The 24,445-nt window shown below is 46.3% G+C and carries 23 protein-coding genes; 12 read left to right on the top strand and 11 right to left on the bottom strand.

Annotated features, from left to right (window positions below; all coding sequences use genetic code 11):
- Positions 1-3: 3 nt before the first annotated feature.
- Genes albE through sboA form a run of 7 tightly spaced genes read right to left on the bottom strand, consistent with a single transcriptional unit; the run spans position 4 to position 4,958 of the window.
- Positions 4-1,164, bottom strand: a complete 1,161-nt coding sequence (gene albE, locus BSU_37410) for a peptidase involved in subtilosin A production (protein NP_391621.1) — start codon at positions 1,162-1,164, stop codon at positions 4-6.
- Positions 1,154-2,464: an integral membrane protein involved in subtilosin production and immunity gene (albD, locus tag BSU_37400; RefSeq protein NP_391620.1), complete on the bottom strand. Its 1,311-nt coding sequence runs from the start codon at positions 2,462-2,464 to the stop codon at positions 1,154-1,156. Before albD ends, albE begins: the two co-directional genes overlap by 11 nt.
- Entirely contained in the window at positions 2,457-3,176 is a 720-nt protein-coding gene (gene albC / locus BSU_37390) for a putative transporter involved in subtilosin production (RefSeq protein ID NP_391619.1), read from the bottom strand. Before albC ends, albD begins: the two co-directional genes overlap by 8 nt.
- Positions 3,173-3,334, bottom strand: coding sequence for a membrane component involved in subtilosin production (gene albB, locus BSU_37380; protein NP_391618.1), 162 nt, complete (start codon positions 3,332-3,334; stop codon positions 3,173-3,175). The genes albC and albB overlap by 4 nt, the downstream gene beginning before the upstream one ends.
- A gap of 12 nt (positions 3,335-3,346) precedes the next feature.
- Positions 3,347-4,693 carry a subtilosin A thioether formation enzyme gene (gene albA / locus BSU_37370; RefSeq protein NP_391617.1) on the bottom strand — a complete coding sequence of 449 codons (1,347 nt, stop codon included), beginning with the start codon at positions 4,691-4,693 and terminating at the stop codon, positions 3,347-3,349.
- A 24-nt stretch (positions 4,694-4,717) separates the two neighbouring features.
- On the bottom strand, positions 4,718-4,870 hold the full coding sequence (gene sboX, locus BSU_37360) for a putative bacteriocin-like product (protein ID YP_054594.1): 153 nt from the start codon (positions 4,868-4,870) through the stop codon (positions 4,718-4,720).
- Positions 4,827-4,958: a subtilosin A gene (gene sboA / locus BSU_37350; RefSeq protein ID NP_391616.1), complete on the bottom strand. Its 132-nt coding sequence runs from the start codon at positions 4,956-4,958 to the stop codon at positions 4,827-4,829. The genes sboX and sboA overlap by 44 nt, the downstream gene beginning before the upstream one ends.
- Positions 4,959-5,270: 312 nt before the next feature.
- Between sboA and ywiB the strand changes: the two genes are divergently transcribed.
- From ywiB to fnr, 4 genes are all read left to right on the top strand, one after another.
- Positions 5,271-5,699 (top strand): putative RNA binding protein, encoded by a 429-nt coding sequence (gene ywiB, locus BSU_37340; protein NP_391615.1) that lies wholly within the window; start codon positions 5,271-5,273, stop codon positions 5,697-5,699.
- Positions 5,696-7,366, top strand: a complete 1,671-nt coding sequence (argS, locus tag BSU_37330) for an arginyl-tRNA synthetase (RefSeq protein NP_391614.1) — start codon at positions 5,696-5,698, stop codon at positions 7,364-7,366. Before ywiB ends, argS begins: the two co-directional genes overlap by 4 nt.
- 135 nt (positions 7,367-7,501) lie before the next feature.
- Positions 7,502-8,689, top strand: a complete 1,188-nt coding sequence (narK, locus tag BSU_37320) for a nitrite extrusion permease (protein ID NP_391613.2) — start codon at positions 7,502-7,504, stop codon at positions 8,687-8,689.
- 98 nt (positions 8,690-8,787) lie between these two features.
- Complete coding sequence (gene fnr, locus BSU_37310; protein NP_391612.1) at positions 8,788-9,504, top strand: transcriptional regulator of anaerobic metabolism (FNR/CAP family); 717 nt, start codon at positions 8,788-8,790, stop codon at positions 9,502-9,504.
- Positions 9,505-9,535: 31 nt separating this feature from the next.
- Here fnr and ywiC read toward each other — a convergent pair whose 3' ends face one another.
- Positions 9,536-10,255: a putative integral inner membrane protein gene (gene ywiC, locus BSU_37300; RefSeq protein ID NP_391611.1), complete on the bottom strand. Its 720-nt coding sequence runs from the start codon at positions 10,253-10,255 to the stop codon at positions 9,536-9,538.
- A gap of 143 nt (positions 10,256-10,398) precedes the next feature.
- On the opposite strand from ywiC, the gene arfM reads away from it, so the two are divergent.
- From arfM to ywjB, 8 genes are all read left to right on the top strand, one after another.
- Positions 10,399-10,875 (top strand): transcriptional regulator, encoded by a 477-nt coding sequence (gene arfM, locus BSU_37290; protein ID NP_391610.1) that lies wholly within the window; start codon positions 10,399-10,401, stop codon positions 10,873-10,875.
- A 195-nt stretch (positions 10,876-11,070) separates the two neighbouring features.
- Positions 11,071-14,757, top strand: coding sequence for a nitrate reductase (alpha subunit) (narG, locus tag BSU_37280; protein NP_391609.2), 3,687 nt, complete (start codon positions 11,071-11,073; stop codon positions 14,755-14,757).
- A complete protein-coding gene (narH, locus tag BSU_37270) occupies positions 14,747-16,210 on the top strand; it encodes a nitrate reductase (beta subunit) (protein ID NP_391608.1) in 1,464 nt (487 codons plus the stop codon). Before narG ends, narH begins: the two co-directional genes overlap by 11 nt.
- Positions 16,211-16,235: 25 nt before the next feature.
- Positions 16,236-16,790 (top strand): nitrate reductase molybdenum cofactor assembly chaperone NarJ, encoded by a 555-nt coding sequence (narJ, locus tag BSU_37260; RefSeq protein ID NP_391607.1) that lies wholly within the window; start codon positions 16,236-16,238, stop codon positions 16,788-16,790.
- On the top strand, positions 16,787-17,458 hold the full coding sequence (narI, locus tag BSU_37250) for a nitrate reductase (gamma subunit) (protein ID NP_391606.1): 672 nt from the start codon (positions 16,787-16,789) through the stop codon (positions 17,456-17,458). Before narJ ends, narI begins: the two co-directional genes overlap by 4 nt.
- 485 nt (positions 17,459-17,943) lie before the next feature.
- The gene (gene clsC / locus BSU_37240; RefSeq protein NP_391605.1) at positions 17,944-19,446 is read left to right on the top strand and encodes a minor cardiolipin synthetase; all 1,503 of its coding nucleotides are present in this window, start codon (positions 17,944-17,946) and stop codon (positions 19,444-19,446) included.
- Positions 19,447-19,534: 88 nt separating this feature from the next.
- On the top strand, positions 19,535-21,262 hold the full coding sequence (gene ywjA, locus BSU_37230) for a putative ABC lipid transporter (ATP-binding protein) (RefSeq protein ID NP_391604.1): 1,728 nt from the start codon (positions 19,535-19,537) through the stop codon (positions 21,260-21,262).
- Positions 21,263-21,271: 9 nt separating this feature from the next.
- Positions 21,272-21,796, top strand: a complete 525-nt coding sequence (gene ywjB / locus BSU_37220; protein NP_391603.1) for a putative oxidoreductase — start codon at positions 21,272-21,274, stop codon at positions 21,794-21,796.
- Between the two features lie 41 nt (positions 21,797-21,837).
- On the opposite strand, the gene ywjC is transcribed toward ywjB, so the two are convergent.
- From ywjC to clsB, 3 genes are all read right to left on the bottom strand, one after another.
- The gene (gene ywjC / locus BSU_37210) at positions 21,838-22,110 is read right to left on the bottom strand and encodes a hypothetical protein (RefSeq protein ID NP_391602.1); all 273 of its coding nucleotides are present in this window, start codon (positions 22,108-22,110) and stop codon (positions 21,838-21,840) included.
- Positions 22,111-22,190: 80 nt separating this feature from the next.
- On the bottom strand, positions 22,191-23,153 hold the full coding sequence (gene uvsE, locus BSU_37200) for a UV DNA damage repair endonuclease (protein NP_391601.1): 963 nt from the start codon (positions 23,151-23,153) through the stop codon (positions 22,191-22,193).
- A gap of 12 nt (positions 23,154-23,165) precedes the next feature.
- Complete coding sequence (clsB, locus tag BSU_37190; protein NP_391600.1) at positions 23,166-24,362, bottom strand: minor cardiolipin synthetase (phospholipase D family); 1,197 nt, start codon at positions 24,360-24,362, stop codon at positions 23,166-23,168.
- Between the last annotated feature and the right edge of the window lie 83 nt (positions 24,363-24,445).

Here is a 24,445-nt window from a genome sequence, read left to right as displayed (position 1 = left end):
TCTTCATCCCCTTACTACATGAGCTCCGATATAATTGATGGTCGCTATGAATTGCAATACATCACGGCATGTAACCGCTGAGATGCCATCCAGCAAGGCTTCTTTCGTGCAGGAGAAGCGGCGCAGGACCCCCATATAGGCCAATAGACCTTCGGGAGAATCGAATTGCAGCAGCAATTCATTGCGTAAAAACTGCTTTGCCTGTTCTAGTTCCCGCTCATCTGTATGAAAAGCTGAGACAGCTTCCAAAACGCGCGGGGGAATGTCTTTCTCATGAAGCTGATCTGTACATATTGAAACAAGCAGCAAATTGTTCATGACATCGTAACGGGTGATAACGTGATAGACTGCCAGATCCTTCTCTCTGAAGTGCTTGAATAAAGCGGAATGGCCGTACTTTCCCAGTAATCCGTCTATTAGCTGTATTTTGATATAATCGCTGGCATCTTTCATCTCTCCGCAGTCAAATCCGAGTGTCAAGACGGAAGGACCTGCAGCGCTGCGTGTCTCTGTTTCAAAAACATGCCGGTTTACGGGTATTCTTCCGGACGTTACAGCGGACGTTTGCGGGGCATGTCCCCGAACATCACATGCTTGTACTTGTCCCAATATGTTCAGCTGTTTTTGCTGGGACACTAAATCAACGATAAAGTCCGTTGCGTCGAGAAACCGTTTAGGATGAATCGCCTTTATCCTGTCTCTCCGGCCAAACATGCCTGTGCCGTACATCGGGTTTCCGAAGACCTCCTCAGCCAAGCGAGCCGCCGAGTAGGAGAAGGGATCAGTGAATTTCTTTTCGATTTTCAGCAGCAGCTCATTCCTGGCCTTTTCAAATGCTTCGAATGAAAGAGAAGAAGGGAAAGACAAGTCTGCAAAAGTTTTCATCAGGGCGTCAACATGAAGATTCCCGTTATATAATGGGTGAATCAAACGGGTCCCGCAGGTTTTCAGCTGCTGATCAAAAAAGAGATTCGCTGAGTACATGAAACGGCTGCCGGCAGCATAACCAAAAGCGTCAATGATTTGCTCCTTCAGGTATGCGGCGGCGCCGTAAAAATAAATCGTTTCTTCCTCAGGTTCCGCCGCGCTTTCGATCGGTTTCAGAAAGCTCGCGGCGATTGAAATAGTTGAAAATTGATGAGTCTTCAGCAGGTTAACTTCCAAGCCGTTCTCTTTTGCTTGTATCAAAGAAACCACCATCCTGTTTTTGCAGGTAATAGACTATGACCAGACCGGCTATCGGAATGACCGCCAAGGATACAGCGGTGCCGGCTAATATGGCTAAGAATAGGGGAAGACAAAACAGATAAGACCGATATTTTGAGAAACCGCTCCATAGCTGCTGCTCCGTCTGCCAGCTGAAGGAGGGCCTTTTTTCATCCGCAGTTAACCTGATATACGCTCCCGCCAGCAGCAACTCAATGCACTGCAAAAAAGTGAGAACTGAAATCGAACGGCCGCTGATGAAACCCACAATCATCACGACAAGGAGAAATCCGCCTGCCAATAGGCCTGAATAAAAGCGATATTTCGCCCAAAACATCGTTTTTCGCTTGATCGGAAGCGTGATGAGCAGCATCCGGTCATTTTTTTCAATCGAATACAAAAGGGCGATCGGCGAGCAGATGAGCAAAAGCGCGGAAATCACGATATAAATCACTTGCTGATTGAAGATGCCGGTGTTCATCATCTGGAACGAAAAGAAGCCGCTGAATACCGCCATTACCGCGTAATTTAACAGCATCGCTTTAGAAGAGATAAATCGGTTCCATTCTCTTTTGTAAAACGAAAATTCAGATCGCCGCATAAATGAATGCATCTTGCCCTGCTGCGGAGGCGCCTGCAGAAAGACAGGAAAGTCAATGACCACCGCCCACAGGATATGAACCGCGCAAAGCGGAATCGTGGCGGCCGGCATCAAAGCGGCGCTGATACATACACAGGCGAATATCGCCGCATGCAGCAGAAACATCAAGTTCTTCTTTTTGACGAAGTGGTTGCTTAGCACAACTCCGAAAATAATGGAGTAAACGGTAAAAAACGAAAACCTGCCGAGCCAAAACAATGTTTGCGCCCCTGACAGCGTTCCGTTTCCAAATAAGAACAGCGGTAAAATAAAAAAGAATAAAGTTCTTCTCAAACAGGTATCGACAAACAAAACGACACTCTGGGCGAGCCAAAAGCTCCGTGAAGAAATCGGCAGCAGGCAGCTCAGCTTCATATAAGATTCCTTCCATTGTGATGTCACGGAAAGAAACACCATATATGTGTTCATCAAAAGAAGCGCGAGTATGATATACGTTTTGCGCAACACCGATTCATCAATGCCGGCCTGGCGGATCAGCCCGATTTCAAACACGGCCAGAATGACAAGGCCTGCGGCAATGCGGATGGCGTCCTTTTTCCCTTGCCGGCTGTAAAGCTGTTTGAACAGCAAAGACATGATAGGGATTATGTTATTCATGGCCGATCACCTCGAAAAATTCCCGCCGCAGATCGGTCTCCTCTCCAATCGGAATGACCTTTTGGATCTGTTTGTTGTGAAGAATAGCCGCATAATCACAAAATCTTTGCACGACATCGAGCAGATGAGAAGAAAACAAAATGGTTCCGCCTGCTTCACAGTACTCACGCATTTTCTGATAAAAGACCTCTATCGATTCCACATCCAAACCGACGAGCGGCTCATCCAAAATAAACAGGGGAGCGCGCAGCAATAAGCCTGTCATCAATACAACCTTTTGCCTGTTCCCCAAGGACAGCTCCGAAATTCTCCTATTGATGTATTTCGAAAAATGAAAGGCCTCGGCCAAACTGGCAAACTGCTGCTCTGAAAAATCCTTTTGATAAAGCGAATGGACGAAAGACACATAGTCCTTCGCCGTAATTTCTGTAAATAGCAGCGGATAATCGGCGGCGAAGTAACGGTGAGTCTTCAGCTGATCTGATGTTTTCTGCGGCATGCCGGCCTCCGCTTCAATTCCGCACAGTGTAAAACGCCCGCTGAAATTGCGGTTCACGCCTGTCAGCGTATTAATCAGTGTCGTTTTTCCGGCGCCGTTTACCCCAAGTAACCCGTAAACGGCGCCTTTTTCTAAATGTAAATCCACTTGTTCTAAGATGACGTTGTCCCGTTCATACCAAACGGATACATCGTGTATATCCAAAATGCTCATCGCGAGTCAGCCTTCCGCGCGCGCATCCCGAACAGAATGGCAATGGCAATGAAAATCAGCGTAAACAGATAATCGCTTTTGACAAAATAGACGACTGCGCCGATGACAAAGATAAATGAAAGGATATACAGTAAAATTCTTCTTTGTGCTGGTGACAAATCGTTTCCCTCCTAAATAAGCTGGACCACGTCTTCTAATTGTTCATTTTTCGCCCAAGAGCAAATGTTTTTCCGGTGATATTTGTTAGAGTTCAGCCCTTTTAAGTAACAGCCTCCGCAATAGCCGCTGAACGGGCATTTGTCTTTCATGCAATGTTCGCTGAACCGCGGCGCTTGCGCTTGCCACAGTTTATGGACGAGAGGGGAGTTAAAGATGCTTTCATAGGAATCATGAAAAATATTTCCCAATGAAAATTCCTTTGGAAAGAGGGCGCAAGGACGTACTTCGCCGAACGGACTGATCACAATGGACTTCCAGCCAGCGCCGCAATTTGCCGCGCGTTTTCTCTCATAGGGAATAATCGGAATCAGATCTTTAAACTCATCAATCACATGTTGCTCGTATTCCATAAACTTGCGGTGCTGCTCGGCGTCTTTCGTTGGATGGACAATATCCCTGCCTCTTCCGAAATCGTCAACCCAATTGTAAGAAAACGCCTTCGCCCCGAGATCCCGAACCTTTTGGGCCATATCGTGGATTTCCCACATGTTTTTTTCGAAGACAGACATAGCGACTCTGACAAATATACCGTGGTCACTCAACAATTTTATCGTTTTACAAGTTTGGGCAAAAGAGCCTTTTCTCCCTCTAAAGGAGTCATGGACCTCGGAATTGACACTATCTAGAGAAATGCCGACGATGATTTTTTGCTTGTAAGTCTTCAAAAGCTCCAGGCTCTCTTTTCGCATGAGTGTTCCGTTTGTTAAGACAGCGACTTTTTTGAACTTTTTACACACATAGTCAAGAATCTCATTGGCGTTTGGATGGACAAAAATTTCTCCACCTGTGATTTCGCATGTCAATACACCGTTATCAAACAGCATATCAGCCGTTTTTTTGAATTGCTCAATCGACACGGTGCCGAGCGCTTCAGGTGAGCTTTCCAAATAACAGTGGGCGCATTTCAAATTACAGCGGTGCGTCAGTTCAAAGGTGGCGTGCAGGGGCATCGGAAATTCATTGCTTCCGCTCGTGGTGATTGTATGGCGGCTGGCCCGGTTTCCAAGCTGAATAACCTGCTTGTTCTGGAGCATGTTGAGCATGTCGTAATACCAATCTTTATGGTCTTCCGGTGATTCATCATACACTGCACATTGCTCAGCTAAAATCTGCTCAGCTGTTTTTTGGCCATCCATGCGCATGCAGAGCTCGTAAGCCGTTTTGTTGAGATCCAAATACTCAAAGTCAGAAATGGAGACATTATCGCGCAAGTAGTCGATTTCTAACACGCCGCCCTCAGGAAGCTGGTGAACTCTTACACTTTCATTAATAAATGGAAACATCTGCTCTATAAACAAAATACCATCCCCTATACATATGATTCAAATGAAAAACGGTTGTGTATGTATATCCAAGAGGTAGATTTTAGTTAAAAATTGTAATTTACTTAAAAAGGGCATAGTAGAATGACTATGCCCTTTTGGGAGATCCTTACCCCCATAGACCGAATAGACCTGTTGCACCGGCAATTTCAAAATCAGGGATAGGACCGTCCACTAGACAAGCGGCTCCGATCGAGCATGTTGCACAACCTTTGTTTTCTACAATGACAGCTTTTTTCATAATTGAATCCTCCCTTTTTTTGTTTTTCTAGCAGATCTATGTTGTACTTTTATCTTAAAACTATCAAATTACTAATTCAATACATATATTTTGAAAAAAATGTGAAAAGGAAATGATAGATTTCGGAAAAATGTAACATTTCCTAAAGGTAATTAGTGATATGATTTTCTCTTCTATATAAGGAAATGCTTTTTATGAGGTTTATCTTCAAATCTGATGAGCAATGATGGTAAGATAGAAGCAGTTGAAGTTTACAAACCGAATGATTATACTATTCAAGTCAAAGTGGAATGATGAAAAGGACGTGTCAGAATGAAGCAAGAGACACCGATAACACTCCATGTGAAGTCTGTGATCGAGGATGACGGAAACCAAGAAGTCATCGAATTCCGCACCACCGGATTTTACTATGTAAAACAAAATAAAGTGTATCTATCTTATTATGAAGAACACGACTTAGGCAAAGTCAAAACGATTGTGAAAGTAAGCGAAGGCGAAGTCCTGGTCATGAGGTCAGGCGCTGTCAAAATGAATCAGCGTTTCGTAACGGGAGCTTCCACAATTGCTAAATATAAAATGTCATTTGGTGAGCTTGAGCTGAAAACAAGCACAAAATCGATTCAATCTGATCTCGATGAAGAAAAAGGCCGTATCAGCATCGCATATGACATGCATGTCGGAGACGAGCAGGAGCATTTACATAATATGACGATCACGTATGAGGGAGGAACTCACGCATGAACATTGCGGAACAAATGAAGGACGTGCTGAAAGAAGAAATCAAAGCGGCCGTTCTGAAAGCGGGACTGGCTGAAGAAAGCCAGATTCCCAATGTTGTTTTAGAAACACCGAAAGATAAAACACACGGCGACTACTCAACGAATATGGCGATGCAGTTGGCAAGAGTGGCAAAAAAAGCGCCGCGTCAAATCGCTGAAGAGATTGTCGCCCATTTTGATAAAGGGAAGGCTTCGATTGAAAAACTGGATATCGCCGGCCCGGGTTTTATCAATTTCTATATGAACAATCAATATTTAACAAAGCTGATTCCGTCTGTACTGGAAGCAGGGGAAGCATACGGGGAAACGAACATCGGAAACGGTGAACGAGTTCAGGTAGAATTCGTATCAGCGAATCCGACGGGAGACCTTCACCTCGGGCATGCGCGCGGGGCGGCTGTCGGCGATTCCTTGTGCAACGTGCTTTCAAAAGCGGGTTACGATGTAAGCCGCGAATACTACATTAACGATGCGGGAAACCAAATCAACAATCTGGCGCTTTCTGTTGAAGTCCGTTACTTTGAAGCACTCGGATTGGAAAAACCGATGCCGGAGGATGGCTACCGCGGTGAGGATATCATTGCGATCGGAAAGCGTCTCGCTGAGGAATACGGTGATCGTTTCGTTAACGAAGAGGAAAGTGAACGCCTCGCGTTTTTCCGTGAATACGGCCTGAAATACGAGCTGGAAAAGCTTCGCAAGGACTTGGAAAACTTCCGTGTGCCGTTTGATGTGTGGTATTCAGAAACTTCACTGTACCAAAATGGAAAAATCGACAAGGCGCTTGAAGCGCTCCGCGAAAAAGGCCACGTCTATGAAGAAGACGGCGCGACTTGGTTCCGTTCCACGACTTTCGGCGATGATAAAGACCGCGTATTGATCAAGAAGGACGGCACGTACACGTACCTTCTTCCTGATATCGCGTATCATAAGGACAAGCTTGACCGCGGCTTTGATAAGCTGATCAACGTTTGGGGCGCCGATCACCACGGCTACATCCCGCGTATGAAAGCGGCAATCGAAGCGCTGGGCTATGAAAAAGGAACGCTTGAAGTAGAAATCATTCAGCTCGTTCACCTTTACAAAAACGGCGAGAAAATGAAAATGAGCAAACGGACCGGTAAAGCCGTAACGATGCGTGACCTGATTGAAGAAGTCGGCTTGGATGCCGTGCGTTACTTCTTTGCAATGCGAAGTGCAGACACCCATATGGATTTTGACTTAGATCTTGCTGTATCAACATCTAACGAAAACCCTGTGTATTATGCACAATACGCGCATGCCCGTATTTGCAGCATGCTTCGCCAAGGGGAAGAGCAGGGGCTTAAACCGGCGGCAGATCTTGATTTCAGCCATATTCAATCAGAAAAAGAATACGATCTGCTGAAAACGATCGGCGGCTTCCCAGAGGCAGTGGCGGAAGCAGCGGAAAAACGAATTCCGCACCGTGTCACTAACTATATTTATGATCTGGCTTCTGCTCTGCACAGCTTCTACAACGCAGAGAAAGTCATCGACCCTGAAAATGAAGAGAAAAGCCGCGCGCGCCTGGCTTTAATGAAGGCAACGCAAATTACGCTGAACAATGCGCTTCAGCTGATCGGCGTATCGGCTCCGGAAAAAATGTAATCACGATCAAAAGGACAAAGTCTTCGGGCTTTGTCCTTTTTTTATGAGAAAAACGTGTGATGTAATTCACAATCCTGTTTGGCTAGTTTTTGTATGATAAGACTGATTATTGAATCATTGAAAGGGGCAAGCCAAATGATCAACCGTCAACACATTCAATTATCGTTACAGTCATTAAGCTTGGTGGCAGGGTTTATGGTTTGGGTGCTGATTTCATCACTCATTTCCCAAATCACATTAGATATTCATTTAAGCAAGGGTGAGATTTCTTTAGTGACCGCGATTCCTGTGATCCTCGGGTCGCTTCTCCGCATTCCTTTAGGGTATTTAACGAACAGGTTTGGCGCGCGGCTCATGTTTATGGTCAGCTTCATCCTGCTTTTATTTCCTGTATTTTGGATCAGTATCGCGGATTCTCTGTTTGATTTAATCGCAGGCGGCTTTTTCTTAGGGATCGGGGGAGCGGTGTTTTCCATTGGGGTGACCTCCCTCCCGAAATATTATCCGAAAGAAAAGCACGGTGTCGTCAATGGGATTTACGGTGCAGGAAATATCGGGACAGCCGTTACGACATTTGCAGCGCCGGTTATCGCTCAAGCCGTCGGGTGGAAATCAACCGTGCAAATGTATCTGATTTTGCTGGCTGTCTTTGCCTTACTGCACGTATTGTTTGGCGACAGGCATGAGAAGAAGGTCAAAGTTTCTGTTAAGACTCAAATCAAAGCTGTTTACCGAAATCATGTGCTATGGTTTCTGAGCCTGTTTTATTTTATTACGTTCGGTGCCTTTGTCGCCTTCACTATCTATCTGCCGAACTTTCTGGTGGAGCATTTTGGGCTGAATCCTGCAGATGCCGGCTTGCGGACGGCTGGCTTTATTGCGGTTTCTACGCTGCTCAGGCCTGCGGGCGGATTCCTGGCTGATAAAATGAGCCCGCTCCGCATCTTGATGTTTGTTTTTGCCGGGCTTACATTATCAGGCATTATCCTATCGTTCTCGCCGACAATCGGCCTTTATACGTTTGGATCATTAACCGTGGCCGTCTGCTCAGGCATAGGAAACGGAACTGTTTTTAAACTGGTGCCTTTCTATTTTTCGAAGCAAGCGGGGATTGCCAATGGGATTGTGTCTGCCATGGGCGGTTTAGGCGGCTTTTTTCCTCCGCTCATATTGGCGAGTGTATTTCAGGCAACAGGCCAGTACGCGATCGGGTTTATGGCGCTTTCAGAGGTGGCGTTAGCCAGTTTTGTCCTTGTCATATGGATGTATTGGCAGGAAAGAATGAAAACACACACGGAGAGAAACAGCCAGAGCATCAACTAACACTGGGGCATTCACAAGATTGTTAGTTTTTTCTCGATGGGTACAAATCAATTCACGTTACAATAAACACACAACGTGACTTTCTTCGAGGTGAGCTCATGAATTTTCTCTCTGTTCGACCATCTGATAGTGATCTTATATCCAGCGATCTGTATGAATTGCTGGAATCGATCAGCACGAAAAGAAAAATGGAAAAACACACGTATTTGTTTCGGGAAGGAATGGATGCAGAAGAGCTTTATCTGATTCAATCAGGACTCATTGAAATCGGCAAGCTGACATCTGACGGAAAAGACCTGACGCTTAGAATCTGCCAAAAGCATGATATCGTCGGAGAATTAACACTTTTCACTGAAGAACCAAGGTATATGCTCAGTGCAAAAGTACTAGAGGATGGCGAGGTGCTCGTCATTAATAAAAATAAGCTGGAAAAAGAATTAATCCAAAACGGCGCTTTGACATTTGAGTTCATGAAATGGATGAGCACGCACCTCCGGAAGATTCAGTCCAAAATCAGGGATCTGCTTCTTCATGGCAAAAAGGGGGCGCTCTATTCTACCCTTATCCGCTTATCAAACAGCTACGGAGTGGAGCGAAGCGACGGCATTCTGATTAACATTGTCCTGACAAATCAGGATTTGGCAAAGTTTTGCGCGGCTGCACGGGAAAGCGTCAATCGTATGCTCGGAGATCTCCGCAAAAAAGGGGTTATTTCGATAGACGAATCCGGAAAAATTATTTTGCACAAGCGGGACTATTTACGATGTGAGATTGAGTGTGAAAATTGCCCGCTGGAGATTTGCAATATTGACTGAAAAAAACAAGGACAGCGGTGTCCTTGTTTTTTTACCTTGTGATAAACAGGCACATGACGGCAAGAAAGAAGCAGGCATTCACGATTTCCAGAATGCCAATCGTTTTTACGGGCCAATCCCTTCCATGAAAAAACCATGCCCGCAAGCTGCTCGGGATAAAAGCGAGAAACGCCCATCCTGCTCCGAAAAGAGCGGATAAAAAGGGGAGCAGCAGGTGATATCCCCATGACCAGTATGCAAATGCCCTGTTTTTTCTCTCGCGGATCACCGATTTCACATAAAAGGAACTCCCGATAAAAAATAAAGCAGACTGCAAGAAAATAAACCAAGCCCAGCCGTCAAGGGTTCCCATCCCCAGCCAGCAGCTCGCAAACCCGCCCGAACAAAAGAACAAGACACCTGCAACATCATTCAATAAGGCTCGTTCGTTTTTTCTGCGGGCAAAATACATATGTATGAGAAACAGCGGCAGTAAAGAAACGCCCACCCAGATGAGAGGCGGCTTATGAAAGACCGAGATCATCAAAAAGCAGCAGGTGGGAAAACCGTAATAACACATCCACTTTTGATATGGTTTGCTTTGTTTCTTTTTTAAGGCAAGCGTAACGGGATAAACCGCTAAGTATAGGAAAAGCCAACCAAGGAAGAGCGGAATATGCCAAATAACGGGGCCTCCCTTGACCATGCCGAGTAAAAATGGGATCAGCAGCATCGCCCACGCCCCGTGCTGCTTCGGAATCAGCGCCTTCATCGAAATCCTCCTTTTTTCTTTCATTATAAATGCATTCACCCTCCTGATAAGTGACATTCATCATACAGGCTGTGAAATACATCACTGCTGTACAGGCTCAGTCGAGCTACACTAAAGCTATCCTTAGCACAGGAGGTTTTCCTATGAATCAGTGTGACTATTTATTATTTCTGAAACAACTTCCTATGTTTAATGAAGTGCCTCTATCCATTGTCGAAACCTTGCTGAAAAACGGCACGTTTATCCGCGGTTCATGTGATCAGTCTCCATCTTTTCTTCATTCTCAATCTGTTTATATTGTATTAAAAGGCAGTGTCCGTTTTATGGACACAAGGCTCCCTGAAGGGTCGAAAACCGTTGCGCTGTGGGAAAAAGGCGATGTGTTTCCGATTGATGAAAAAGGCGGGCTTTATTTATCGCCCTTTATCTCAGTCAATGCCACTTCAGACATTCTGATTCTCAACATCCCATATTACATATTTAAGAAAATGATGTCTTATCATCCGCAGCTGCAAATGAACTTTTTGGCTATGCTTCAGCAAAATGTTTTTTGTTCCTATCAATTATTTTTGCGGTATCTGCATACATCACAGGATGAAAACGCTGAGCCCGGTTCTTAAATAGAGCCGGTTTTTTTTGATCTTTGAATGAAAGGCAGCTAATGACCCAAGCGTCCTGCCTGAACGCAGCCTTCCTTCTCCTTTGTGTGAACATTTTGTGAAAAAAGCAGAGTGTGTGACATAGTTCACAAGGAAACACGCTGTCTCTGTTTATAGTGAACTTAGCATCACCTGACTCGGAAGGAGTGAACTCTCATGAAGAAAAAGAAAAGGAGTCCGTTGTTTAGGAGATTGAATTATTTCTCTCCTATCGAACACCATTCAAATAAACATAGCCAAACTACCCGCGAGGATCGCGATTGGGAGAATGTATACAGAAACAGATGGCAGTACGACAAAGTCGTTCGCTCCACCCACGGCGTCAACTGTACAGGGTCTTGCAGCTGGAATATTTATGTGAAAAACGGAATAGTCACGTGGGAAGGGCAAAATTTGAATTATCCATCAACAGGCCCGGATATGCCTGATTTTGAACCGAGAGGCTGCCCGCGGGGGGCCAGTTTTTCATGGTATATCTACAGCCCGCTCCGTGTGAAATATCCATACGTGCGCGGTGTGCTGATCAATTTGTGGCGGGAGGCATTGCAGACGCATCAAAATCCATTGGAAGCCTGGAAATCGATCGTCGAAAACCCTGAAAAAGCGAAGTCCTATAAACAGGCGAGAGGGAAAGGCGGTTTTGTGCGCGCTGAATGGCCGGAGGTGCTGAAGCTGATTTCAGCCTCTCTGCTGTATACAGTGATGAAATACGGGCCTGACCGAAACGTCGGTTTTTCTCCGATTCCGGCCATGTCCATGATCAGCCACGCATCAGGCTCCCGGTTTATGTCGTTAATCGGAGGCCCTATGCTCAGTTTTTATGACTGGTATGCGGATCTTCCTCCAGCATCCCCGCAAATTTGGGGTGACCAGACGGACGTTCCGGAAAGCAGTGATTGGTACAATTCCGGCTATATTATCACATGGGGCTCCAACGTTCCGTTAACGAGAACGCCTGACGCGCATTTTTTGGCGGAGGCCCGCTATAAAGGCGCTAAGGTCATTTCGATCAGTCCAGATTTTGCGGAATCCTCAAAGTTCGCGGATGACTGGCTGAGTATTCGCCAAGGGACTGACGGGGCGCTTGCGATGGCGATGGGTCACGTTATTCTGCAGGAATTTTACGTGAACCAAGAAACTGAACGTTTTATTGAGTACGCGAAGCAATACACTGATTTTCCATTTCTCGTCACTCTGTCAAAAGAAAATGGCGTATACACAGCGGGACGGTTTCTGCATGCGAAGGACATCGGGCGGAAGACAAAGCATGATCAGTGGAAGCCTGCGGTTTGGGATGAACAGACAAGTTCATTTGCCATACCCCAAGGGACAATGGGCTCGCGCTGGGACGGGCAGCAGAAATGGAACCTGCACATGATTGATGAAGAAACCGGGGAACCGATTGAACCCCGTCTCTCTGTGCTGGGAATAGAGGACGAAATCGGCACGGTGCGCATCCCGTATTTTTCAAATGACGGAAACAAAGTGCTCGAGCGGGATCTTCCTATTAAAAAAATGAACCTGAACGGTGAAGAAACGTACATCACGACCGTGTTTGACTTGATACTGGCTAACTACGGCGTGAACCGGGGCATCGGCGAACGATCGGCTGTCTCCTATGATGACCCTGAGCCGTTTACGCCTGCCTGGCAGGAACAAATGACAGGAATCAAAAAAGAAGCTGTCGTTAAGATTGCCAGAGAGTTTGCCCAAAATGCGATCGATACAGACGGCCGGTCCATGATTATCGTAGGGGCCGGCATTAACCACTGGTTCAACTCCGACACGATCTACCGAGCAGTGTTAAATCTTGTTTTACTTGTAGGCGCCCAAGGCGTAAACGGCGGAGGCTGGGCCCATTACGTGGGGCAGGAAAAGCTCCGACCTGCTGAAGGGTGGCAGACGATTGCAACTGCAAAGGACTGGGAAGGCGTGCCCAAGCTGCAAAATGGCACCTCATTTTTCTACTTTGCGACAGATCAGTGGCGTTATGAGGACCAGCCGATCAGTGATTTGGCATCACCGATTGCTGCTTCATCCCGCTACAAGCACCACGCTGATTACAATGTGCTGGCGGCGCGGCTAGGGTGGCTTCCGTCTTACCCGACTTTCAATCAAAATGGCATCGATCTGTATAAAGAAGCTGAAAAAGCAGGGGCAGCAACACCTGAAGACGTAGGTGCGTACGTGGCCTCACAGCTCCAAGAGAAAAAACTGAAATTCGCGATTGAAGATCCTGACAATGAAGTGAATTTCCCAAGGAATCTCTTTGTATGGCGGGCAAATCTGATCTCAAGCTCAGGAAAAGGGCATGAATATTTTCTCAAGCATTTGCTGGGGACAACGAACGGTTTAATGAATGACGACAGCGACAGCATCCGCCCAGAAGAAATCAAATGGCGGGAGCAGGCGCCGGAAGGAAAGCTCGACTTATTAATCAATCTTGATTTTCGAATGGCGGGTACGGCGCTGTATTCCGATATCGTGCTGCCGGCGGCGACATGGTATGAAAAACACGATCTCAGCAGCACAGATATGCATCCGTTCATTCATCCATTTGCTCCTGCGATCTCGGCTCCGTGGGAATCGAAGTCAGACTGGGATATTTTCAAGGCGCTGTCAAAAGCCGTTTCCGATCTGGCAGAAGAAGTCGATATGGAGCCGGTGAAAGAAGTGGTTGCGACACCGCTGCTCCACGACACCATGCAGGAATTGGCCCAGCCATTCGGCAAAATCAATGACTGGAGCAAAGGCGAATGTGAAGCCATTCCGGGAAAAACGATGCCGAACATCCAAGTCGTTGAACGGGATTACAAACACATTTTTCATAAAATGACTGCACTTGGTCCGAACGTTGCTTTAAAGCCGAGCGGAACAAAAGGGATGAGCTGGTCAATAGCCGATGAATATGAATCACTCAAACAGAGACTGGGAGAAATCACCTCGGACAGCGTGGCAAAGGGATGTCCAAATATAAGTGAAGCAAAGCAGGCTGCAGAAGCGATTTTAACCCTATCATCCACTTCGAATGGAAAGGTCGCAGTAAAAGCATGGGAATCACTTGAAAACATCACGAACCTGAAGCTGAAAGACCTGGCGGAAGAACGCGAGGAAGAATGCTTTACGTTCGAACAAATTACAGCCCAGCCGAAAACGGTGATCACGTCTCCAGCGTTTACCGGCTCTGAAAAAGGAGGGCGCAGGTATTCGCCGTTTACAACGAATGTTGAAAAATTAATTCCGTGGCGGACGCTGACAGGCAGACAATCCTATTATGTCGATCATGAACTGATGATGGAATTCGGTGAAACGATGGCGACATTCAAACCGATCCTCCAGCATCGCCCGTTTCTGAGCAAACGGCCTGATCAAGAGGGAAAAGAAATCGTCCTCAATTATTTGACGCCGCATAATAAATGGTCTGTCCACAGCATGTATTTTGATTCTCTGCCGATGCTGACGCTGTTCCGCGGCGGGCCGACCGTGTGGATGAATAAAGATGATGCAGAGGACACGGATATCAAAGACAACGATTGGATTGAATGCTTCAACCGAAACGGCGTTGTCGTCGCGAGAGCCGTTTTGTCTCATCGGATTCCTAAAGGAATGGCGTTTATGCACCATGCCCAGGACCGCCACATCAACGTGCCCGGCACAAAGCTGACGAATAACCGCGGAGGCACCCATAACAGCCCGACAAGGATTCACGTCAAGCCGACACAGATGATCGGTGGCTACGCCCAGCTCAGCTACGGCTTTAATTATTACGGTCCAACGGGGAATCAGCGCGACCTGAACGTCGTCATCCGCAAGCTGAAGGAGGTCGATTGGCTTGAAGATTAAAGCGCAAATCGGTATGGTCATGAACTTGGATAAATGCATCGGCTGCCACACGTGCAGCGTCACCTGCAAAAACACGTGGACAAACCGTTCCGGTGCGGAATATATGTACTTCAATAATGTAGAAACAAAGCCGGGCATCGGCTACCCGAAGCAATGGGAGGACCAGGACAAATATAAAGGCGGCTGGACATTGAAAAAAGGAAAGCTCGAGCTGAAATCGGGCTCGAAAACCAATCGGCTTGCAGGCCTTTTCTATAATCCGAATCAGCCGTCAATTGATGATTACTATGAACCTTGGAACTATGATTATGAAACATTAACGAACAGCCCGCAGAAAAAACACCAGCCGGTAGCACGCCCGAAATCGTCCTTGACGGGGGATTTCATGAATATCGAATGGGGACCGAACTGGGAGGACGATCTCGCAGGCGGCCACATTACGGGACTTGAAGATCCCAACGTACAAAAGATGGAGGAATCGATCAAAACAGAATTCGATGACGTCTTTATGATGTATTTGCCCCGTATTTGCGAGCACTGCATCAACCCGGCATGCGTCTCATCCTGTCCATCCGGCGCCATGTACAAACGCGAGGAGGACGGCATTGTGCTTGTGGATCAAAACGCATGCCGTTCATGGAGATATTGCGTCTCATCCTGTCCTTATAAAAAAGTCTATTTTAACTGGCAAACGAACAAAGCGGAAAAATGCACACTCTGCTTTCCGCGTTTGGAGGCGGGACTGCCAACCATCTGCTCTGAGACGTGTGTTGGCAGAATCCGCTACCTCGGCGTCATGCTATATGACGCGGACAAAGTGGAGGAAGCGGCATCTGTTGAAAATGAAAAGGATCTCTACCATTCCCAATTGGACGTTTTTCTTGATCCGAATGATCCTGAGGTTGCCAAACTGGCAAAAGAACAAGGCATTCCGGCTGAATGGATAGAGGCCGCGCAGCAATCACCGATCTATAAAATGATCATTGACTGGAAGATCGCGCTGCCGCTTCATCCTGAGTACCGCACGCTGCCAATGGTGTGGTACATTCCGCCGCTCAGCCCGATTATGAATCTCTTTGAAGGAAAAGGCAGCCGGCAAACGGCGGAAGATATTTTTCCGGCTATCGACCAAATGAGAATCCCGATAGATTATTTGGCGCAGCTGTTAACAGCCGGTGATACGGATCATATTCGGTCAACATTAAAGAAAATGTCTGTCATGCGCCAGTATATGAGAGCGGTCCAGACGAATAAATCAATCGATCCGGAACTGATCTCCAGTGTCGGCTTAACAGAACAGCAAATTGAAGATATGTATCGGCTGCTTGCGATTGCCAAATATGATGACCGCTTTGTGATTCCGAGCAGCCATCGAGAAGAAGTATCAGATTTATACGCTGAACAAGGAAGCTGCGGCTTATCATTTTCAGGCGGCCCCGGCTCCTGTTTCTAACTTTTGATAAATGAGGTGTAACAAGATGAACACCACAGACCGGCAAATCACGTTCTCTGCTCTTTCCTGTCTTCTCTCTTATCCGGATGAAGAGTGGAGAGCCGAGCTTCCCGATTGGAAGGCTCTTATCCAAGAAATCGGCAACCGGCAAATCCGGGAGAAGCTGCTGCACTTTTTCGAGACGTCAGCCAGCTATTCTCCGGAAGCGCTGATTGAACACTATGTCTATACATTCGACTTCGGGAAAAAAACAAATATGTATGTCACCTACTTTAACTCAGGCGAGCAAAGGGAACGCGGCATTGAATTGCTGCATTTAAAAAACACATACGAGCAATCCGGTTTCCTGCCGACAGAGAAAGAGCTGCCTGATTATCTGCCGCTGATGCTGGAATTTGCTGCGGCTGCAGAAATTGAAGCAGCGAGAAGCGTGTTTGAGAAATATCTGTCCAATGTGAGGGAGCTGGCATCCCGTCTCGAAAAAAATGACAGTATATACGCTGAACTGCTGCACGTGCTGCTGGCCGCGCTTGAAAACATTGGCGTACGTGAAAGCGTTGAAGGGGCTGTTCAGGCATGAGCGGGCAGATCCTCTGGGGTATTATGCCATACATTGTATTGACAATCTTTATCGGCGGCCATATTTACCGCTATCAGCATGACCAATTTGGCTGGACGGCGAAATCAAGCGAGCTGTTAGAAAAGAAAAAACTTGCGGCTGGCAGCACACTTTTTCACTGGGGACTGCTGTGCGTTGTCGGCGGGCATGTCATGGGGATTCTGATCCCAGAAGGCGTGTATGCTTCCCTTGGCATTTCAGAGCATATGTATCACAAAATGGCGATTGGCGCTGGCTTGCCGGCGGGCATTGCGGCATGTACCGGACTTGTCATCCTGACGTACAGAAGGCTGTTTGACAAAAGAATCCGCAAAACGAGCTCGCCATCCGATATCCTTACGCTCCTCCTGCTGCTGTTCATGATGCTGTCAGGCGTTGCGGCCACGTTTCTCAACATTGATTCGAAAGGATTTGATTACCGGACCACAGTCGGGCCCTGGTTCAGGGAAATCGTTTTGTTCAGGCCTGACGCCTCTTTGATGGAGAGTGTCCCGCTATGGTTTAAGTTTCATATTGTGATAGGATACGTCGTTTTTATCCTGTGGCCGTTTACGAGATTGGTTCATGTGTTCAGTCTGCCGCTCAAGTATCTGACCCGCAGCTACGTTGTATATCGGAAACGCTCGTGAAAATCCCCCTTGCAAGAGGGGGTTTTTTCTGCCAAGGTAATGGCTGGGCTGCCGGGAATCCTGTTATGTTTGTATATGGAAATAACATCAAGGATTTTACTCATTTTAAACCGGCGGAACAGCCAGATTATGATTCAGCCTGACTAACTCCTTATATCTTTCTGATCAATTTCCCGTTTTATATATTTTCTCTCATCAGAATGGGTATCAAATTTACTCTATCCACCGTATTTGCAGTCACAGCGCCGCCTTCTTTTCGGCGCTTGCCGGAGTGCTGAGCGGGTTCAGCTTGCCGCTCATGTTGTCACTCGGCGTTGCCAATAGTCTTGCTTTATTTCTGCAGAAACGATGCGGATGAATTCCGTGACAGTTAGTTTTCTCTAAACCTCTCCTCCTTTGGCGGAGAGGTTTTTTACTTACAAGGTTTATCGATTAGAAAAAAGAGGTAATACAGAGGTAATTGAATCAGATTGGAGAGAATCAGGATGCTGAAAAGGAGACTGGAATTTTTCTTTTTATATATGATGCTCATCGGGGCATATGTCATTTGGTTTTTTCCGGTTTCCAGACTTGAGTTTTACGGAGGATTGCTTTGCTATATAAGCATTATTTTGTTCAGCATCTATTCATTAATTCTTGAAAACCGCACCTCGCAGCACACGCTGCTATGGATCCATATTCTTGTCTTTTTTCCAATCGTCGGCTACGTGTTTTATCTGTTTTCGGGACAGCTTTATGTAAAGGGAAAGCTGTTTAAGACAAAACGAATGTACAACAGGGAAAAGCTCAGGAAGCTGTTTGACAAGGAGGAAACGCCCGAAGTGACAGGGCTGAAGGACAATCAAGAGAGGTTCTTTACATATTCCATCAGGGCTGCCCATATGAATATCAATACGAAAAGCAACATCAAAGTGCTGAAAAACGGCGAAGAAACCTTCCCGGACATTTTCAAAGCAATGAGAAAAGCGGAATCTTACATACATATTGAATACTACATGTTTAAATCAGACATGCTCGGACGCGGCATGATGGATATTATGATGGAGAAAGCGCGCCAGGGTGTCGAGGTGAGGTTTTTATACGATGCGGCAGGAAGCATGAAGCTGGCAAGAAGAGATATTATGAGAATGAAACAAGCGGGGGTGGACATCGTCCCGTTTTCTCCGCTGAAATACGGGTTTTTCAACCAGAAGCTGAATTTCAGAAATCACCGGAAAATCGTGATCATCGATGGGAAAACCGGTTTTGTGGGTGGATTAAATGTCGGGAAGGAATATATCAGCAGAGATCCGTACATCGGATTTTGGAGAGATACACACCTGCGGCTTGAGGGGGAAATTGTGCAAACGCTCCACGCTATCTTTATGCTGGATTGGGAATATGTCTCCAATGAAGTGCTAATTGATCAAGAGGAGTACAATACCCCGGTTCCCGTGGAAGGAGGAGGCATTTATCAAATTGTCGCGACAGGCCCTGACATGAAGGAAAGCATGAGCGACCTTTATTATGAAATGATTTCTTCAGCGCAGAAATCAATATGGATCGCCACGCCCTATTTTGTCCCCAATGAATCCATTCGCACGGCGCTAAAAGCAGCGGCGACAAAGGGGGTAGAGGTAAGGGTTATGGTGCCGGAGAAGAACGACAGCTTTTTGACCCAATACGCGTCGAGGTCCTATTTCCCGGAGCTGCTCCTTGAGGGCATTGAAGTGTACTCCTACCAAAAAGGCTTCATGCATCAAAAAGTCATGATCATTGATGGCGATCTCGCCTCCGTCGGTACCGCGAATATGGACATGCGCAGCTTTCAGCTCAACTTTGAAGTGAATGTGTTCTTCACGGATGCCGAAGCGATCCGAACCCTTGAGGCCCATTTTGAAGAGGATATGCAGGAAAGTGAAAAGCTCAGCCCTGTCGGCTTTTATAAAAGAGGTGTGGCTGACCGGACAAAAGAGTCGTTTGCCCGCCTGTTTTCAGGTGTTCTGTAAGAAAAAAGAAATCTGATCTTACAAAACAGCCCGTGTATAGTATAATTGAGAAATATTATCAGTTATTTATACATTGGGGGAAGATAGGGTGCTGCGGCAATTTTTTTCATATTATAAACCATATAAAACGTTGTTCTTTCTCGACTTTTTCTCAGCGATCGCGGGAGGTTTAATGGAGCTGAGTTTTCCTTTGATCGTCAATTATTTTATTGATACCTTGCTGCCGGGCAGGGACTGGGGACTGATCATCGCGACCTCAATCGGGTTATTTGCGGTGTACGCGCTCAGCTCGGCTCTTCAGTATATCGTGACCTACTGGGGACACATGCTTGGTATCAATATTGAGACTGATATGAGAAAGTCGCTTTTTGACCATTTGCAAAAGCTCTCGTTCAAATTTTACGACAACAACAAGACGGGAACGCTGATGTCGAAGCTCACGAACGATTTAATGTATATCGGTGAAGTCGCCCATCACGGACCGGAAGACTTATTCATTGCGGTCATGACCATTCTCGGGGCGTTCGGAGTGATGCTGTTTATTAACTGGCAGCTTGCTTTATTAACGTTTATCATTATGCCGATCGTCATTTGGCTAGCGCTTTATTTCAACAAAAAAATGACCAAAGCATTTACCACGCTGAACAAGGATATCGGAGACTTCAGCGCGCGTGTAGAAAATAACATCGGCGGCATCCGGCTTGTGCAGGCGTTCGGAAATGAAGCATTTGAAAAAGAACGCTTCGCCGTCAACAACCAGCGTTTTCGTGTCACAAAGCTTTCTTCCTACAAAATCATGGCGAAAAACGGTTCAATCAGCTATATGCTGACCCGGTTTGTCACGCTGTTTGTCCTTTTGTGCGGGACGTGGTTTGTCATTCGCGGCTCCTTATCGTACGGGGAATTTGTGGCGTTTGTACTCTTGACGAATGTGCTGTTCAGGCCTATTGACAAAATTAATGCCATTATCGAAATGTATCCGAGGGGGATCGCGGGTTTCAAAAGCTATATGGAGCTCATGGAGACAGAGCCGGATATTCAGGACTCACCTGATTCGAAAGATGTTTCCGGCCTGAAGGGCAATATCCGCTATAAACATGTTTCGTTTGGCTATGATGACCATCACAATGTCCTCAATGACATCAACCTATCCATTCAAGCGGGGGAAACGGTGGCGTTCGTCGGTCCGTCAGGTGCTGGGAAATCAACGCTTTGCAGTCTGCTTCCGCGTTTTTATGAAGCATCGGAGGGCGACATTACGATTGACGGCATCAGTATAAAAGACATGACGCTTTCTTCGTTGCGCGGGCAGATTGGCGTCGTGCAGCAGGACGTTTTCTTATTCTCGGGCACGCTTAGAGAAAATATCGCCTACGGCCGACTAGGCGCATCAGAAGAAGACATTTGGCAAGCTGTGAAGCAGGCGCATCTGGAAGAGCTCGTCCATAACATGCCCGATGGGTTGGATACTATGATTGGCGAACGCGGCGTGAAGCTTTCCGGCGGGCAAAAACAGCGTCTGTCAATTGCAAGGATGTTCTTGAAAAATCCGTCGATCTTGATTCTCGACGAAGCCACCTCAGCCCTTGATACAGAGACGGAAGCGGCGATCCAAAAGGCGCTTCAAGAGTTGTCTGAGGGGCGCACGACGCTTGTCATCGCCCACAGGCTGGCAACAATCAAAGACGCGGACAGAATTGTAGTCGTCACAAACAACGGTATTGAAGAACAAGGCCGTCATCAAGACCTGATCGAAGCCGGAGGCCTATACAGCAGGCTGCATCAAGCGCAATTCGGGCAAATGGTGCATCGATAGGAGGAGAACATGGAAAGAAAAACTGTGCTGTACATTGCTGTTTCATTGGACGGGATGATCGCAAAAGAAGATGGAAGCATCGATTGGCTGGATGAATTTGAAGGTGAAGGTGACAACGGCTACAGTGATTTTTATCAGACTGTTGATACAGTCATTTTAGGGCGGAGCACATATGAGCACGTTAAAGTGCTAACACCGGTTTTCCCGTATCAGGATAAAACCTGCTATGTTTTTACAGGATCGCCCGACAGTTATCAAGATGAACATGTGACGTTTATCAATGAGGGAGCCAGAGCCTTCACTGCCCGTTTGAAACAGGAAAAAGGCTCAAACATCTGGATAGCTGGCGGGGCAGAGCTTGTGAATGACTTTATGAAAGAAGATGCCATCGACGAATTCATCATCACTGTTATTCCCGTCGTTTTAGGAAGCGGCATCCCGCTGTTTCACGAACTAACAAATGAAACAAAACTGCGGTTAAAAGGGACAAAACAATTTGGACAAGCGGTTCAGCTCCATTATGTAAGAGCATAAGAAAAAGGATAGACAGATGTCTATCCTTTTTTGTATGTAAGTTAGAGCGCTTCTCTCTCAGCAGGCTCGATGAGATTTTGGAATTTTTCAATGAGCTGTGATGCTTTTGTTCCTTCAACTACGATCAGATATTCCTTTTCATTATGAGCCATGCGGAACGTTTCAAGCTCAATTAAGCTTTTGATTTTGCACATCGTTTTCTTTGAATAAATATAAACCTCGTGGCTTCCGGAATGGCACATTTTATAAAGATGAATCAAATTTCTTAAAGTAAAGGCCTGTGCGGCTACTTTCAGAGACTTGATATTTTTCATGATCTTTCTCCTCCATCGATTGTTGTCTTATATAGCCTAAGTTCCCAAAGCTGACAAGTCGTAAACCTATTTTTGCACATTTATGACTTCCATTGCAGCGCACCGCCCCCGATGCGTTTGACACCGCGGATGGAGCTTAATTCATCCATCAAGCGGAGAAGCGCCTTGTCTTTCTGCTTTGCTTCAATCATGAAATCAATATTAGTTCCCCATTGCCTAAAGCGTTCCAACAGTGGCAGCAAAAAGTTGGCGTCAACATAATCGGCGTGGCTGCGTATCGCTTGCTCCGATTTTGGGGAAGACAAGTGAACCTTTGGCTGAAGGCCGATCCGCTCCCACGTTTTGATCATGCGGGGCAGTGCTACATTCAGGTCGGCGTGATCGTCTGGATTGGCGTAAAAATGATGAAAGTCAAAGACAAACGGAACATCCTCCTGCTCACAGACCTGAAGCGTTTCTTCCGTTGTATATGTTTTATCATCATTTTCAAGTGTCATCCGCTCTTTGATCTCCTGCGGCAGCTGTTTTATATTTTGATGAAATTGTGCAGTGGCGGTGTCTTTATTTCCGTAAGCGCCGCCAATATGAATGTTGATAACGGAGCGATCAGCAATGCCCATGGCCTCAAGCATGCGGTAGTGATACGCCATATCTGTTACCGCATTTTTTGTGACGGATTCCTTCGGGCTCGTAAACAGAGTGAATTGATTTGGATGAAAGCTTGTTCGCAGTTGATGGGTTTTAACAAGCTCTCCAATCTCCCGAAACTCTTTTTGAAACGGTGTTACAAAATCCCACATCACGTCGGGATGCGTAGCCAGCGGCACAATCGAACTGGAAAAACGGTACAAAGGAATGCCGTGGCCGATGATATAGTGAAGGGTTCTCATCGTATTGCGCAAATTGGCTTTTGTCACAGTCAGAAGCGCTTCTTTTCTTTCAGTCTTTGAAAGCTTTGAATAACGCGCGAATGTCAATGTTTTAGCGGGAGACGCATCCCAAAGGCTCATCGCATTTGAAACGAACCCGAATCTGAAAATCATAGGAACTCTCCTTTATAAGAAATAAGATAATGCCCTGCCGAGCCATTCCGCCGGGCGCTGCCTGAATGTGCGCTTGCTGAAATCCTCCATCGTCAGCAGCTCCGACTTTTTCATATCCTCCTCAATTGTGGCATAGACTTCACTTGTAAACGCTTCGTCATCAATTTCAACATTCACCTCTTCATTTAAGAACAGGCTCCGTTTATCGAAGTTGGCTGTTCCGATAATGCTGAGATGGTCGTCTATGATGAGGGCTTTTACATGATAAAACCCTTGATAATAACGATAAATAAGACAGCCGGCATCCAAGAGCTCCGAATAATACGTAAAAGCCGCTTCTCGTACCAGCGGATGGTCTGATTTCATCGGTACAATGATTCTCACGGATACGCCGTTTTTTCTTGCGTTAATAAGGGCCTCTTGAAGCGGTTTTGATGGAATGTAATAAGGCGTGCAAACCGTAAGGCGATTCTTCGCTTGGGCAATGTTGGCCAAGTATATGTTTTCAAGGGAATAACCGTCGGTCGCATAGATCTTGTGAGAAATAGTCCCTTGCTGAAGCTTTGGCCAAACATCCGAACCCAGTTCGATTCCGGTATTTCGTTTTAGATCAGAAGCAAAAAGCGTTTGAAGATCATGTACGCCTTCTCCGATCATGCGCAGATGATAATCCTCCCAATTGCCGAACTTCGCCTTCTTTCCAAGATATTCTTCGGCGATATTAAACCCGCCGATATAACCGATTTTTCCGTCTATCACCGTAATCTTCCGGTGATTCCGTTTTTGCATGTGAAAAAAGAAAAAAGGAAAACGGGGACGATTCATCACATGGACATGGACGCCGGCATTTTTCATCGTCTGAAGCGCCGTTTTTTTAATTGCCCGGCAGCCCGCCCAATCCAGAAGCAAATAAACGGATACGCCAGCTTGGGCTTTTGTTTTCAGCAAGGTATACATATTGTGGCTGACCTCATCATTTTTCATAATAAAAAACATCATGTGAACAGAAGAGGCGGCCTGGCGAATATCATTCATCATCCGCTCAACGAGATCAGCGCCGCAGTGGATCAATTCGATGTCACTCTTCTTTTTTGAAAAAACAGGCTCGTACGCCTTTTTTCTGTATCCGGCACGGCCCATGAAGATATCAAGCAGAATCAAGGCAAAGAAAATAACGACAATGATCATAATCACGATAAATACCTTCATACCGGCACTCCTTTCCGTAGTAAAGGTAGTGTGCCCGAACAGCAGGAATTTAATTATTGACTGAACACTCATTCATTATTTAT

Origin of the sequence: Bacillus subtilis subsp. subtilis str. 168, from assembly GCF_000009045.1 — a bacterium.
GTDB classification, from domain to species: domain Bacteria; phylum Bacillota; class Bacilli; order Bacillales; family Bacillaceae; genus Bacillus; species Bacillus subtilis.
Note: the sequence above shows the minus strand (reverse complement) of the source record. Positions and strands in the feature narration are given on the sequence as shown.

Coding starts and splice junctions, on each gene's coding strand:
- albD (NP_391620.1), bottom strand. CDS start 2,464: ATGAATAACATAATCCCTATCATGTCTTTGCTGTTCAAACAGCTTTAC.
- albC (NP_391619.1), bottom strand. CDS start 3,176: ATGAGCATTTTGGATATACACGATGTATCCGTTTGGTATGAACGGGAC.
- sboA (NP_391616.1), bottom strand. CDS start 4,958: ATGAAAAAAGCTGTCATTGTAGAAAACAAAGGTTGTGCAACATGCTCG.
- ywiB (NP_391615.1), top strand. CDS start 5,271: ATGAAGCAAGAGACACCGATAACACTCCATGTGAAGTCTGTGATCGAG.
- argS (NP_391614.1), top strand. CDS start 5,696: ATGAACATTGCGGAACAAATGAAGGACGTGCTGAAAGAAGAAATCAAA.
- narK (NP_391613.2), top strand. CDS start 7,502: ATGATCAACCGTCAACACATTCAATTATCGTTACAGTCATTAAGCTTG.
- fnr (NP_391612.1), top strand. CDS start 8,788: ATGAATTTTCTCTCTGTTCGACCATCTGATAGTGATCTTATATCCAGC.
- ywiC (NP_391611.1), bottom strand. CDS start 10,255: ATGAAGGCGCTGATTCCGAAGCAGCACGGGGCGTGGGCGATGCTGCTG.
- arfM (NP_391610.1), top strand. CDS start 10,399: ATGAATCAGTGTGACTATTTATTATTTCTGAAACAACTTCCTATGTTT.
- narG (NP_391609.2), top strand. CDS start 11,071: ATGAAGAAAAAGAAAAGGAGTCCGTTGTTTAGGAGATTGAATTATTTC.
- narJ (NP_391607.1), top strand. CDS start 16,236: ATGAACACCACAGACCGGCAAATCACGTTCTCTGCTCTTTCCTGTCTT.
- narI (NP_391606.1), top strand. CDS start 16,787: ATGAGCGGGCAGATCCTCTGGGGTATTATGCCATACATTGTATTGACA.
- clsC (NP_391605.1), top strand. CDS start 17,944: ATGCTGAAAAGGAGACTGGAATTTTTCTTTTTATATATGATGCTCATC.
- ywjB (NP_391603.1), top strand. CDS start 21,272: ATGGAAAGAAAAACTGTGCTGTACATTGCTGTTTCATTGGACGGGATG.
- ywjC (NP_391602.1), bottom strand. CDS start 22,110: ATGAAAAATATCAAGTCTCTGAAAGTAGCCGCACAGGCCTTTACTTTA.
- uvsE (NP_391601.1), bottom strand. CDS start 23,153: ATGATTTTCAGATTCGGGTTCGTTTCAAATGCGATGAGCCTTTGGGAT.
- clsB (NP_391600.1), bottom strand. CDS start 24,362: ATGAAGGTATTTATCGTGATTATGATCATTGTCGTTATTTTCTTTGCC.